At 25.3% G+C, this 14,295-nt stretch carries 16 protein-coding genes and 1 pseudogene; 1 reads left to right on the top strand and 16 read right to left on the bottom strand.

Translation table 11 applies throughout. From position 1 onward, the window contains the following. Nucleotides 1-36: 36 nt before the first annotated feature. From AC4FRL_RS03660 to AC4FRL_RS03690, 7 genes are all read right to left on the bottom strand, one after another. Nucleotides 37-1,377, bottom strand: a complete 1,341-nt coding sequence (locus tag AC4FRL_RS03660) for an MATE family efflux transporter (protein WP_491138815.1) — start codon at nt 1,375-1,377, stop codon at nt 37-39. Between the two features lie 15 nt (nt 1,378-1,392). Further along, the gene (locus AC4FRL_RS03665) at nt 1,393-2,079 is read right to left on the bottom strand and encodes an ABC transporter ATP-binding protein (RefSeq protein WP_491138817.1); all 687 of its coding nucleotides are present in this window, start codon (nt 2,077-2,079) and stop codon (nt 1,393-1,395) included. Next, complete coding sequence (locus AC4FRL_RS03670) at nt 2,072-2,833, bottom strand: ABC transporter permease (protein ID WP_491138819.1); 762 nt, start codon at nt 2,831-2,833, stop codon at nt 2,072-2,074. Before AC4FRL_RS03670 ends, AC4FRL_RS03665 begins: the two co-directional genes overlap by 8 nt. Further along, complete coding sequence (locus AC4FRL_RS03675; RefSeq protein WP_491138821.1) at nt 2,808-3,812, bottom strand: ABC transporter substrate-binding protein; 1,005 nt, start codon at nt 3,810-3,812, stop codon at nt 2,808-2,810. Before AC4FRL_RS03675 ends, AC4FRL_RS03670 begins: the two co-directional genes overlap by 26 nt. Before the next feature lie 77 nt (nt 3,813-3,889). Beyond that, nucleotides 3,890-4,075, bottom strand: coding sequence for a hypothetical protein (locus tag AC4FRL_RS03680; protein WP_491138823.1), 186 nt, complete (start codon nt 4,073-4,075; stop codon nt 3,890-3,892). A 122-nt stretch (nt 4,076-4,197) separates the two neighbouring features. Further along, the gene (locus AC4FRL_RS03685) at nt 4,198-5,055 is read right to left on the bottom strand and encodes a hypothetical protein (protein WP_491138824.1); all 858 of its coding nucleotides are present in this window, start codon (nt 5,053-5,055) and stop codon (nt 4,198-4,200) included. Nucleotides 5,056-5,152: 97 nt separating this feature from the next. Continuing rightward, nucleotides 5,153-5,938 carry a sulfite exporter TauE/SafE family protein gene (locus AC4FRL_RS03690; RefSeq protein WP_491138826.1) on the bottom strand — a complete coding sequence of 262 codons (786 nt, stop codon included), beginning with the start codon at nt 5,936-5,938 and terminating at the stop codon, nt 5,153-5,155. A 144-nt stretch (nt 5,939-6,082) separates the two neighbouring features. Here AC4FRL_RS03690 and AC4FRL_RS03695 point away from each other — a divergent pair, with 144 nt between their 5' ends. Beyond that, entirely contained in the window at nt 6,083-6,505 is a 423-nt protein-coding gene (locus AC4FRL_RS03695) for a hypothetical protein (protein ID WP_491138828.1), read from the top strand. 71 nt (nt 6,506-6,576) lie between these two features. On the opposite strand, the gene AC4FRL_RS03700 is transcribed toward AC4FRL_RS03695, so the two are convergent. From AC4FRL_RS03700 to AC4FRL_RS03740, 9 genes and pseudogenes are all read right to left on the bottom strand, one after another. Beyond that, on the bottom strand, nt 6,577-7,101 hold the full coding sequence (locus AC4FRL_RS03700; protein WP_491138829.1) for a DedA family protein: 525 nt from the start codon (nt 7,099-7,101) through the stop codon (nt 6,577-6,579). 30 nt (nt 7,102-7,131) lie between these two features. Next, nucleotides 7,132-7,629 carry a DedA family protein gene (locus AC4FRL_RS03705; protein ID WP_491138831.1) on the bottom strand — a complete coding sequence of 166 codons (498 nt, stop codon included), beginning with the start codon at nt 7,627-7,629 and terminating at the stop codon, nt 7,132-7,134. 324 nt (nt 7,630-7,953) lie between these two features. Next, a pseudogene (locus AC4FRL_RS03710) lies at nt 7,954-8,817 on the bottom strand (tRNA 2-thiocytidine biosynthesis TtcA family protein); the annotation flags it as partial. Nucleotides 8,818-8,972: 155 nt separating this feature from the next. Continuing rightward, complete coding sequence (locus tag AC4FRL_RS03715; RefSeq protein WP_491138832.1) at nt 8,973-9,473, bottom strand: QueT transporter family protein; 501 nt, start codon at nt 9,471-9,473, stop codon at nt 8,973-8,975. A gap of 236 nt (nt 9,474-9,709) precedes the next feature. Beyond that, nucleotides 9,710-10,582: a ComEC/Rec2 family competence protein gene (locus AC4FRL_RS03720; RefSeq protein WP_491138834.1), complete on the bottom strand. Its 873-nt coding sequence runs from the start codon at nt 10,580-10,582 to the stop codon at nt 9,710-9,712. A 178-nt stretch (nt 10,583-10,760) separates the two neighbouring features. After that, nucleotides 10,761-12,074 (bottom strand): GHKL domain-containing protein, encoded by a 1,314-nt coding sequence (locus AC4FRL_RS03725; protein WP_491138836.1) that lies wholly within the window; start codon nt 12,072-12,074, stop codon nt 10,761-10,763. Then, complete coding sequence (locus AC4FRL_RS03730) at nt 12,068-12,778, bottom strand: LytR/AlgR family response regulator transcription factor (RefSeq protein ID WP_491138838.1); 711 nt, start codon at nt 12,776-12,778, stop codon at nt 12,068-12,070. The genes AC4FRL_RS03725 and AC4FRL_RS03730 overlap by 7 nt, the downstream gene beginning before the upstream one ends. Before the next feature lie 150 nt (nt 12,779-12,928). Beyond that, nucleotides 12,929-13,927: an N-acetylmuramoyl-L-alanine amidase gene (locus tag AC4FRL_RS03735; protein ID WP_491138840.1), complete on the bottom strand. Its 999-nt coding sequence runs from the start codon at nt 13,925-13,927 to the stop codon at nt 12,929-12,931. 68 nt (nt 13,928-13,995) lie between these two features. Then, the gene (locus tag AC4FRL_RS03740; protein WP_491138842.1) at nt 13,996-14,283 is read right to left on the bottom strand and encodes a thiamine-binding protein; all 288 of its coding nucleotides are present in this window, start codon (nt 14,281-14,283) and stop codon (nt 13,996-13,998) included. Nucleotides 14,284-14,295: the final 12 nt, after the last annotated feature.

Here is a 14,295-nt window from a genome sequence, read left to right on the forward strand (position 1 = left end):
ATTCTCCCTTGCATTACAATAAAAACCGTTGAATAATCAACGGTTTTTATTTTTATTTACTTTATTATTTCTATATTCAAGGAAAAGAAATAATAAAAGAGTACTAAACTCAGTCATAGGTATTGTTAGCCAAACTCCATAAACACCTAAAACTTTTGGAAGTATTATTATAAATATAATAACAAATATTAATCCTCTAAAGGTTGACAATATGGAAGATTCCTTTGACTTTTCAACTGCTTGAAAATAAGCTATATTAAGTATATTGCTTCCATTAAATAAAAAGGCTATAAAGTATAAATAAATGCCTTGTCTAGTTATATCTAATAAGGCTCCTCTATCACTTGTAAATAAACTTATCATTTGATTTGGAATTAAAAAGCCTAAACTTAAAAATAATATTCCTAAAATTATTACTATTCTTCTTGTAAGTTTTAAAAACTCTTTTACTCTTTCTTCTTTTTTAGCACCAAAATTTACACTTATCAAAGGTTGTACTCCTTGAGAAACACCATTGAAAACTGCCATAAATATTAAAACTATATTTGTAATTATTCCATAGGCAGAAACACCTAAATCCCCTTGAAAATTAAAAATTACAATGTTAAAAATAAATATAACAAAGCCTGCGGATATTTCATTTAAAAAACTAGGTGTACCATTTTTTAATATTCTTAATATATTATTTATTGTTATACCTGATAATTCTATATGCATAGTATTATTTTTTCTTATAAAATGTATTGATAAAACTCCTAAAGCAACTAATTGGCCTATAGAAGTAGCTAAGGCTGCTCCAAACATTCCCAAATCAAATATATATATAAATATATAATCTAAAATTATATTAGTTGCATTTGAACCTATAACAGCATACATAGCTAACTTAGGCTCTTTATCATTCCTTACAAAAACTATAAAAGCTGAAGCAAAGATAAAAAGTGGATTAAAGGTTAATATAATTTTTAAATAGTCCCTAGCTAAAGGAAAGGTTGATTCTGAAGCTCCAAGCATGTAAACTATTTTATCTAAGAAGAAAAATTCTAGTAAACTTATAATTAAACAAAATATAATAGCTATAAAAACTGCAGAGGTAAATATTCTATTTACCCTATGAAACTTTTTTTGTCCTAAGGCTACAGATAAAGCTGTAGCTCCCCCAATTCCTACAGTAAGCCCTATAGCACTATAAAAATTATATATAGGTAGTGAAATATTTAAAGCTGCTAAACCTAATTCACCTATTTTATGTCCTATAAACATAGTATCAAATAAAATACAAACTGACAGTCCTAACATACCTAAAACAGAAGGCATCATATACTTTCTAAGAAGCATACCCTCCTTATCTTGTAATAAATCTAACTTTTTACTCATCTTATCCCTCCTTATTTAATTTTCCCCATATAAAATTTTTGTAATCTTTTCTTCTATATTTAAAATATCCTCCCCCTTATTTAAATCAAATTCTCCTAATACCTTAACTGGTCTATCTCCTAAGATAAAAATTTTATCTCCTAAAAATAAAGCTTCCTCTACATTATGAGTAACCATTATAACGGTATTTTTATTTTTTTCTATATAATCCTTAAGGTATATAAGCATATTTTCCTTAATTCCCTTATCTAAAGATTTAAAGGGTTCATCCATTAATAAAAGACTTCCATTATAAATTAAAGCCCTTAAAATATTTATTCTCTGTCTCATTCCCCCACTTAACTCTTTAGGATAAGAATAAATATAATCTTTTAATGAAAAATCCTCTAAAAAACTTTCTATTATTTTCTTTCTATCTTTCTTTTTATAAAACTTTATAATTGGAATTTCTAAGTTATTATAGATATTTTCCCATTGAATCAATCTATCTTCTTGAAAGACATAGGAAAACTTTTCAGGCACCCCTAAAAGCTCCCCTTTATCTATTTCCTCAAGATTTGCTATTATATTTAATAAAGTACTTTTTCCACAACCTGACTTTCCCAAAATACAATTTACTTTATTTTCCTCAAAATTCAAAGAAAAATCCTTATAAATTTTATCTTTGTTAAAACTTTTTTCTATATTAATTAACTTAATCATTATTTCTCCACCTAAAAACTCTCCCACCAATAGTTTTTTGTATTAAAGAAAAAATTATTCCTATAATAATGACAATTATTATCCATGCAAAAACCATATAGGTATTTAAATAATTTTTTTCTAAAAACAAAGCTGTTCCTATTCCATATTTAGGTTGTCCTATAACTTCTCCTCCTATTACAAGTTTCATAGTCAAAGAAAATGTAGAAACTAATATTCTAAACAAAGAAATAGCTATTGATGGAAAATAAATTCTTTTTATTAAAACCATAGTATCTATTTTATAAACTTTAACCATTTCTAATAAACTTTTATCTATATTTAAAATAGCTCCTATTATAGCATCATAAAAAATCGGAAAACTAACAATAAAACCAACCAATATAGGAGCACTTCCTTGCTTTAACCAAATTAAAGCAATAATTATAAACCCTATTGTTGGTAATGACCTTATTATATTTAATATAGGAATCATAAAATTATATATATATTTATTTAAAATACTAAAAACTCCTAAAAATATCGCTAATAACAAAGCTAATAAAAAGCTAAAACTGGTTCTAATTAATGTACTAAATATTATTTTTAAAAATTCATCTCCCTTTAAAACTTCAATTAACCCCTTAAACGTTAAATAGGGAGAAGGTAATATTACCTCGCTCCCTATAATCATACTAGCTATTTGCCAAAAAATAAGAAGTATAATTGAAGATAAAAGTATTAATTTCTTATTCTTGCAAGAAAATTTCTTCATTTACCTTCTTTCCTCCTATTGCTTTAGGCTCTAAGCTGTAAATCTTGTCATAAAAATAAATATATTCTTTTTCACTATCTAAAGCAGAAACATAATTTAAATTTGCTCTTTCTAAGGCTTTAGAAATTACTTCTTTTTTTCCTGTAATTCCAACCTCCTCTGCAAATTCACCAGCTTCTTTTTTATGGTCATTTGTCCATTTAACACTTTCTTTAAATTCCTTTAGAATTTTTTCTACTGTTTCTTTATTATTATTTGCAAAATCAGAGTTTATTATAACGCTTGACTGAGGATATCCCCTTTCAAGTTTACTCATATCTTTCCACATTTCGTTTAATGATGCTACTATTTTAGTATCTTTTTTCTTTTCCATTATTTGAGTTAACATAGGTTCTGGAACAACTGCATATTTAGCTTTTCCTTCTATAAATAAAGGTGCTAACTCAGAAGCAGAATTTACATAACTTAATTTTAAATCCTTCTCTGGATTTATTTTATCATTTTCAAGCAATATTTTAAATATTAAATCTGGTGTTAATCCTTGCCCAACATTATAGACATCTTTTCCTTTAATATCCTCTAAGCTATTAACAGAACTATCACTACTTATTAAATATAAAGAACCAAAGCCTACAGTAGCTGAAAGCTTATACTTTCCTTCTTTATTATAAGCAGTAGCTGCAACATTTGAAGGAACTATAAAAATATCTCCCTCTCCTTTTAACACTTTAGAAACTAAAGCATCTGCTCCCTTTACTATTGTGTAATTTATATCTACACCCTTTACTATTTCTGGTTTTTCCTTTATAAGCTTAACTATACTAATTGCAGGTAATCCATCTGGAACCACAACTTCTACTTTTTTCTTTTCTTCCTTATTTTCTTTTTCCTTATTATTAAAATTAAAACATCCAATAAAAGAACTTAATAAAAGCATAAAAATTAACAGTAAAGAGAATACCTTGCCTATTTTTTTCAAAGTCTCACCTCCTTTTTAAATTATATTTATCATCTTCTTTTATTTTGCAAATTAAAAATAATTTTATTCAAAAAATATTATTTTATTTCCCTTATTCTATTTATAAGATTTTTCTCTATAAGTTCAGACTTTGAAAATCCCTTTCTAAAATATCTTATTTGCTTATACTCTATGCCATCCATTAAAAAATCTAAAACATCTATTCTATCTCCTTTATAAGAAATAGGGTCTCTTTTTCCTTTAAGATAAACTAAAAGTTCCATTTTTTCTCTCCTTTTTAATTAATTATAATTCTTCTAATTATATCATATTTTAAAATCTAAACCTATATAGCATAAAAAAAGCCTTAGAAAAGAATACTATTTCTTTTCTAAGGACTGTTATTTTATCCCTCTGCATTTTGTAGAGAATAAACTTCTTCTAAGGATATACCTAACTTTTCTGCTATTAATTCTTGTGATAATATACCTAAAAGACTTTTAGCTATTCTTAGTTGTTCTTCTTTTACTGCATTTTTAACAGCTAAATCTCTTTCTTCATTGTATAATTTCTCAATTTTTGTCATTGCTAACAACTCCTTAAGCTCTAATGCCTCTTTTTCATCAATAAATTTATCTGTAGATTCTATTAAACCATTTAAAATAATAGCTTCATCTCTTTCAGATTTTATAGATTTTGCTAATTGAACACAATCTCTTAAAATATTACTATCTTCATATTCACTTCTCATAAGAGGAAGCATAATAAATTTTATTTTATCTCCTTGAGTTAAATTATCTTCTATAATTTTCTCTTTTAATTCCTTCAAAGCTTTTTCAGCTGTAAATCTATTCATAAATATGCTTTCTGAACAAATTAATATATCTCCAAAACTTAAAGTATTTCTAGCTTCCTTTACACTAGAATTATAAACTATAGCCATTCTAACCTTAGGGAAAGACCCTCTGTGCTTATAATATCTTTTTATAACCTTAACAGCTACCTCTAGATATATAAACATGTTTTCTTCTATGTTTTTTTCATCTTCATATCCAAAAAGCAAAATAGAACCATCTTCTAAAATAAATATTTCATTAGGTCCTCCATCAGAAACTTCATTTTCAAAGAAATTTCTTGGTAGTCTGTCCATTATTTTAGGGATATCATTAACTCCTAAAACCCCAAAAGGTTTGCCTTTATAAAGAGGTCCCATAAGTTTATATAATATTTCTTTAGCTCCATAACTTATGCCATTTTTTGTCATGTTTTTATCACCCTCACTTTGTTGAGAACATATTCTTTTCACTATTATATCATATTTTATTTATATATATTTCATATAAACTTAAATAAAAAAGTTTTTACAAAAGAGCCTTAACAAAATTGTATACATTTAGTAAAATTATTAAAATTGTTATGGTATTAAAAACCTTCATTATTACTTTATTACTAAATATTCTATTAAATTTAGCTCCTATAAATCCTCCTAATATTCCTCCTAATATCATACATGGAAGCATAGTTAAATCATAAGAAGCAAAACCTGTTCCAAAAGCTATTGTTAAAAGCTTAGAAGCTTGGGAAAATAATATTATAAGAACAGAATCTCTAGCTGCATCTTTAGCCTCCATAGAAAAGAAAATTGTTAAAAAGGCTACATTTATAGGTCCTCCACCAATTCCTAAAAAGGAAGCTATAACCCCTAAAAAAATTCCAATTATAGCACTAAAAAAAATATTATCCACCTTATAACTTTTAAACTTTTCTTTATTATTCATATATATATATACAAATATTAATAATAAAGCTAATATCCCACTTTGTATTAGTGAAACTTTATTAGCCTCCATAGCCTTTAAAGTAAAACTTAATAATTTTTGTCCTAAAAGTCCTCCAATAACAGAACCTATTGCTAATATCCCAGTATTTTTTATATCTATCTTACTTTTGCTTTTATATGATAACTGTTTAATTGTAGATACAACAGCCATAGAAAAAATAGTAAAAGCTGATAAGACCCCAATAGTTGCTAAGTTATAATTACCTAAAAAATCTAAAACTGGCTTTATTATAACTCCACCACCAAGCCCGGCCATAGAACCGCATATAGTTGATATTAAGGCTACTAAAAAATATATTAAAATCATATTTTCAACTCCCTTAGCTTTTTATTTATTATTTTTTAAATATTATTTATTATAAGATGAACTTTTTTGCTTTTAAGTTTACATAATAAATCTTATATAGTATGTTATACTTAGCTATATTAAAAATATAAGGAGATTAAAATTTTGGAAACGTTAAATGATTTATTAAATTTAGATTTAAATAATTGTAGTATTTTAAGTATTAAGGAAGACCATTTAATCTTATTTAAAAATGAGGATTTTCAAACTCAAAGTAAATTTTATTTTTACTTATATAATAAACTTACTTCTATAGATAAAAAGGATACAAAAGCCTTAGCTTATTGCAATTACCTTTTATCTTACTATCTATTTATAGTAATGACTCCTTTATACTATGAGGAACTAGCTTTTTATCATGGAAAAAAAGCTTTTCAAATAGAAAACTCCATTAAATATATGGAATGGCTTTTACTATTTGGAACTTTAGAAAATCCTCTTTTAACTTATGAGCTTTGTTCTGACCTTGCAAATAAAATATTAAAGAAAAACCCAAACTCTAAACTAGCTAATTTATTTCTTCTTTAATAAAAAGACAATATAAAAATAATATAAATTTTTAAAGCAAATTTAGGTTATTTTTATATAGTCTTTTAATTTTATCTAAAAATTACATCTCCAAAAAAGTAACCAATAAAAATAAAAAATAAATTCCATAAAAATATTCCTGGAATTGAAAAAATTAAAAACTTAAGAAAATTCATTCTAACAGAACCAGCTATAATTGAAACTATAGTTCTTAAAACTGGTAAAAGCCTACAAATAAATACTCCTAAAACCCCTTTTTCTCTTAATATAAAACTACTCTTTTTAATAGTAGGAGAAAGCTTCGGAAATCTCTTTCCCATTTTATCTAAAAATAATGCTCCTCCATAATATCCTATTAAATAAAGAACTATACTTCCTAAAACCCCTGCTAAAACAGATATAAATACAACACTATATAAACTCTCATTATTTTTAGAAGCTAGTAAACCAGCAGCAGGCATTATAATACCAGCTGGAAGCCCTGGTAAATTTAAATACTCTAAAAAAACTATTAAAAATAATAAAATCAAACCATAACTTTCAAAATAGTTTAATAATGAGTCTATGCTCATAAAAAATTCTCTATCCCCTTTCATATATATAATTTTTAAAATTCCCTAATAAATTTAAAGCTGTATTTTTCCTCCGAAAAAATATCCCACTACAATACCTGTGAAATTCCAACAGAATATTCCTGGTATTGAAATTAAAATAAATTTCCAAAAATTTATCCTAACTGTTCCACAAATTAATGAAACATAAGTTCTTACTATAGGTATTAATCTACAAACAAAAATACCAAAAATACTATGGTCTTTTATTATACTTTCCGCTTTTGATATTTTTTCTTCAGCCTTAGGATGCTTTTTTTTAATTTTTTCTAAAAAAGAAGCACCTACAAAATAACCCACCAAATATAATATTATACTTCCTACAAGACCAGCTATTAAAGAAATAAACATTACTTCTATTATACCTTTATGAGCCTGTCCTGCTATTATTCCAGCAGCTGGCATAACTATACCTGTAGGCATTGCTGGAATACAATATTCTCCCACCACAATTAAAAATAAAACAATTAATCCATAAGTATGTACATAATATAAAATATCCTGCATAGTCATAGATATCATCCTTCTTTCTTTTGTTTAATATACTAGGATTATATAAGACTATTATAACATATAGTATCTTTTAAACCTTATTATTACTTGTAAATTTAAATTCAAAATTAAAAGGGTGTGTAAAAAATTTACACACCCTAAAGTTTATTTTTAATTTTCAATTTGCATACTTTTTATCTCTTTTAAAGATAGTCCAGTCTTCTTTGCTATTACTTCATCATCTAATAAACCAATAAGACTTCTCGCTATATTTTGTCTTTCATATAAAACCGCTTCATTTACTAAAGCTTTTTGCTTTAACTTAGCTGTTGAATTTAATAAAGATTCCTCATCATAAAAATCTAAGTAAGAATAATGCTCCCCGTCAATATCCCAACCTAAAATTGAATCAACACTTACATTTTGAGCTGCTCTAAATATTGACTTATCTACTCCATCAAATTTTTTCTTAAACTCTTCAATCATATCTTTAATTTCAAAACGTTTATTTCCTATTTTCTTAGCAGCTACCATACAAGCACAATTTAAAGGCCAGATACCAGCTCTTTGAATCCATCTTTTTATGTACTTTTCCTCTACATAATATAAAGGTCTTATAAGCTCTATTCCATCAAAATTAGCTGCCTTTAATTTTGGTAACATTGTTTTAAAATTACCTGCATATAAAACATTAAGCATTGTAGTTTCTATTACATCATTAAAATGATGTCCTAAGGCTAATTTATTACATCCAAGTTCTTTAGCCTTTCCATATAAAGAACCTCTTCTCATTCTTGCACACATATAGCATGGATAATCCTTAGCTATTTTATCTACAACATTAAATATTCCAGAATCATAAATATATACTGGTATATTTAAATATTTGCAGTTCTCCTCAAGAAGTTCCCTAATTTGAGGATGATATCCTGGGTCCATTGCTAAAAATACAAGTTCAAAATTTATTTGTCCATGTTTTTTTAGTTCTTGAAAAAGCTTTGCCATTATTAATGAATCTTTTCCTCCTGAAATAGCTATAGCTATTTTATCGCCCTCTTCTATTAAATTGTAATCCTTTATAGCTTTTATGAACTTTGACCATACTTTCTTTCTATATGTCTTAACTAAACTTCTCTCTATTTCATCTAAAGGTCTTCTCTCATTAAATGGCACTAAAATCTCGCATCCCTCTCCTGCAACACCACTCATTTTAATCACCTCACTATATAAAACTCTTTTGTTATTATAACAAGTTTATCTTCTTTTGTCTTTATAAAATACAAGTTAATTTTATAGAAAACTTTTTATTTTAAATTTAAAGACTTGTATTTTTAATACAAGTCTTAATAAGCTTTCTAATAATCTTATCTATTAAAGTTAACTTTTCCAAAATATTTCTTAGTTATAAAATTAAAAAGAGGAACTCCTATTATAGTTATCACAACAAATTCTCCTAAGGCTACTTGTAAAGTAGATAAAATAAGTGGTAAACCATAAACATAATGAAGCATCCATCCTATTATTAATCCATTAAATATAGTTGGCCAAAGAGATGCAATCCATATAGATTTTTTCCCCTTTATATATTTTCCTGTTAAATAAATAGCCCAAAGACTTATAAACGTTGCAAAGGTACCTAAAATAATATCAATAGGACCGTTAGGACCTAAAATATTTGCTATAAAACAGCCTAAAGTTAATCCTACTATATAATCCTTTTTATAAAAGGCTAAAAGCACCATAATTTCTGCTATTCTAAATTGCACTCCTGAATAACTTATAGGAGCTAAAACTATGGTTAAAGTTGCATATAAAGCTGCAATAAGTGCAGAAATAACTATTCTTTTTATATTTTTATCTGTCATACATCCTCCTTAAAGTTTAAACCTCCTAAAATATCTTAAATATAAATTGCTATATTAATAAATAAAACCGTAGATAAAAGATATCTACGGCTAAATAACAAAATTATATAATACTAAAAAAATACCGTAGTTTTATTTTAAGACAGGAGGTTTTCGAACTGTCTATCCTTATATTTTTCCATGTAATTATATAATATATTATTTTAAAAATCAATTTAACAAATTATTTTTAAAAATTACTTATTTTCACTATGAAGTTTTACATCTAAATTTTCTCCATTAGAACTTATTGTTATATCTCCATCTCTAAAGGTTTCATAAACCTTAATATTTGCCTTTTTTAACTTACTCATAGTTTCCTTATGTGGATGACCATATTTATTATCCTTTGCACAAGAAACTATAGCAATGCTTGGGTCTACAGCCTTTAAAAATTCATCACTAGTTGAAGAGTAAGAACCATGATGCCCTAACTTAAGAACATCTGCCTTTAGATTTTTCTTTTCTCCTAAAACCTGTTTTTCCACTAAAGCCTCTGCATCTCCTGTAAACATAAAGGAGTTTTTACCATAAGAAACCTTCATTATAGGAGAATAATCATTTAACTCATCATAATTATCACTAATAGGAGAATATACTTCTACCTTTGTATTTTTTCCTAAATCAATATTTGTTCCTTCTTTTATTTGCTTTATTTTTAACCCTTCATTTTTTACTGCTTTTAACATATTTTCATAAGTCTTTGTTGTATGTGCAACTTTAGGTGCATAAAAAGCTTTAACATCAAAATTTTCTAAAACTTCATCCATTCCCCCTATATGGTCTTCATGAGGGTGAGTTGCTATTGCTATATCAATAGTTTTTATTCCTCTATTTTTTAAATCATTAACTAAATCATTAGCTCCCTTATTTGTTCCTGCATCAATTAACATATTAATTCCATTTACTTGAACTAATTCACTATCTCCTTGCCCTACATTTAAATAAGTTACTTTAATCTCATCAGAATTATTGCTAACCTTTTGACTTTCTTCACTACTTTGTGTTCCACATCCCACAAAGCTTAAAAATGTAACTGTACTTATTATAGCTAAAAATTTTTTAAACATTTTGCCTCCAATTATTCTTTTTATTCTTTTTAATAATCTTATCATATTTTTTACTTTTTTCAATTTAAATATTTTTTCTATAAATAAATATACCCCTTCTAAATTTAGGATAAATATAATATAATTATATTTATAGCCAACAAATATATAAAAACTAAAGAAGCATAGATTTTTTTATCTAGGCTTCTTTTTCTTCTTTTATAGGCAATAATATTTTTAATATAAATTTATTCTCTAAAGATTCTATAATCATTTCTCCATCATATTTTTCTAAGGCGTATTTTATATTTTTAAGACCAATTCCATGTAAAAACTTATCTTTTTTATCTGTTACAAGTTCTTTATTCATTTTATTTATTTTAGAATTTTCTATTTTAATTATATAAAACTTATTTACATAGTTGCCTTTTATAGTTATATATCTTTCTTTATAATCCTCTAACTTTTTACAAGCTTCTATAGAATTATCAATACAATTTGAAAATATAGTACATATATCAAAGTATTCCATAAAATTCATTCTTGAAAAATCTATAAAAACTTCTAAAGAAATATTATTTTTTATACAATTTTCTCTTTTATTATTTAGTATTACATCTAAAACTTCATTTCCTGTATTAAAGCTTAAATTTAACTTGTCTATTTCTAAATTAAGGCTTTCAATATATTTCTTTTTGGAAAAATCCTTAACATTACTATCTATACAAGCTATATGATTTTTCATATCATGATAAAGCCTTCTAACTTTTTCTTGATTTTCCTTTAAGTTTGAATAATATTTATACTCCATTTCTAATTTATCTTTTATAAATTCATTTTCTAATTTTAATTTATTATTTTTTATTATTTTACTTACAATAAACATTAATGACATATTAGATAAAAGCATTAAAATAGATATAAAAAATATAGTTGCATTTTCTATATAATTATTTCCTCCACCCTTAAAGGCATAACCAAATATAACTAATATGATAATTATATTTGTAAAAATAGGAGTAAGAATATATAAAAGATCTCCCTTTGCTATATCAAAAGGAAACTTTAAACATCTTACTATAACTATTAATGATATTAATATACTCTTTGATAAAATCATAGTTTCTAATCTGTATATATTTTTATCTAAAAGCTTAGATATACTACTTAAATCATTTATCTTAACTATAAATGACATAGATATTGCCTCTATAGTTAGCATAAATAACCAAAATATTAAAGAAACCATAAGAGACTTTAAAAAGGTAACTTTAAAATTTAATTTATAATAAAGTAGTCCTATAAAAAAACATATTATTATTCTTTCATTAGGTTCTATATCTAAAATCTTTAAAAGCATAGAAAATAATATAACTAATAAAAGAGAAAAACCTCTTACTCTTCCACTACTTTTTTTTAAACTAAACTGACTTATTATTAAATAAAAACTTATCCACTCTATAACTAGAGAAAGAACTTCAATAGTATCCCAAAAAAATTCATTTGTTAACATATCAAATCTCCTAAAAGACTAGTTAATTTAAGCTTTAAATTTTTCATCCTATGCTTACTTACAGGTATTGTAAAGCTATCAATTATAACACAATCTTTTTTTATCTCCTCTACTCTCATTAAATTAACTATATAACTTGTATGACACCTGAAAAAGCCCTTTATACTTAATTCTTTTTCTAGCTTATTCATACTAAGCTTTACTTTAAAATCTTGAAAAGTAGTGTGTATTATAATTTTTCTCTCAAAGGTCTCAAGAAAAAGTATATCTTCTATCTTAATGTTTAAAACATCATTTTTTTCTTTAACTCTTATAAAATTATGTCTATTTTCTAAAATGTTTTCAACACAAGCCTTAACTTGAATTTTTAATTCATTATATTTTAAAGGCTTTAATAAATACCTAAAGGCTCTAACTTCATATCCTTTTTGAATGTACTCCCATAAAGCAGTTATAAAAATAATCTCAACCTTATTATCATACTTTCTAATTTCTCTTGCTGTTTCCATTCCTGTTAAGCTTCCCATTTGTATATCTAAAAAAAGTATATCTAGCTTTTCAGGATAGCAATCTAGCAAATCTTCTCCCTTTTCAAAAGATAAAATTTCATATTCTACATTTACTTCCTTTAAAATTTTTTCTAAATTCTTCCTAAGTTCTTCTCTTTGCAAGGAATTATCTTCACATAATGCAATTTTAAACATGTATAATAATCTCCTTTTTAACTTATATTTTCCTATGTAATTTTATCATACTTTTTTTTATATTGCTTAAAATTTAAATAATAAGAATAAACTTCTTAAATATTAAAAAACCTTAAGAAAAATTTTTATATTTTCTTAAGGTCTTTTCTTTTAATCTAATTTTATATATTTAGATTTAAACCAGGCTGTTTTATAACCATTATTAGAAAAATAAGTACATAAAAAATAATCTTTATCCTTTTTATGAACTAAAAGTCTTTCACCATTTTCTACATATCCCATATTTAAGCTTTCTTCCTTATTTAAGTATCTAGCATATAACTTAGTTGATACATTAAAAACTCTCCCATTAGTATCTATTTTAAGATAATTTTGATTTGAATTTACCCAAACTTTTTTTGATTCTACATTATTAAAATCTTTCCAATATACAACAGGTAGATAATTTCTTTTATCACAAACTTCAGGAAGAATTTTTATTCTTTCTCCTTTATATATCTCGCCTAAATCATTATAATTATTACTTGGATTATCCCTTGGGTCTAAATTAACCATAGCTTTTGCATTAGTTTCTTTTAAAAAGCTTTCCTTTAAAGAATTATGTTTATTATTGCTACTTAATGCTACATTATCTATTGCTTTTCCAATTAATTCTCCAATTAACTTAGGACCTTTTTCTTTATAAATTTTAACATCCTCAGTAGCTTCACAAAAGCAAACCTCAACTAAAACAGCTGGCATTGAAGTTTTTCTAAGTTCATATAACTTAGGATTTTCCTTAACTCCCCTATTTTTAAAACCAGCTCCTTTAGCTAAATTAGAAACTATATTTTCAGCATAAGTATATGCCTCTCCACCTTTTTTATAAATCCAAGTGCCTGTACCTAAGGCACCCTTATAACTTTCATAAGCCTTGTCAAAATGTATTGATATAAATAAATCAACCTTATTTTCTTCTGCTTTTTTAACCCCTAAATAAAGATCATCATTAACATTACACTCCTCTGGTGTTACATCTATAACTTCATGGTTTTTCTTTAAATAATTTATTAAATACTTAGAAACCTCTCTATTTTCTAAAGTTTCATCAATTATTCCTAAAGCTCCTCTAGCTTTTAAGTTATGGCCTGCTCTTACTGCTATTTTCATTAATATACCTCCTAAAAATAAATTAACAATAAAAAAATACTTTTAAAAGATAGATTAAGTGAATTTCTTTATCTGTATTTTAAGATTTTTTCATCCATTGTTACTCCACCTTTTTTATAATCAATTTTAACAATTGATATAACTCTACCAGCACCTTCTTTAAGACATATTTCTTGAGATTTTTTTACAATATCTAATAATGTATCTAAATCGCCTTCCATTGTAGTTTCCATAGGACCTACCTCAAATTTAACTCCTTGTGATTCAATATAAGAAATAACCTTATCCACAACTTCATAAAGTCTTGAATCTTCTATTGAAGGTAGAATTTGTAAACTAACATTGCAATTTTCCATAGTACTCAACTC

This window comes from Clostridium sp. TJA032, assembly GCF_058310275.1.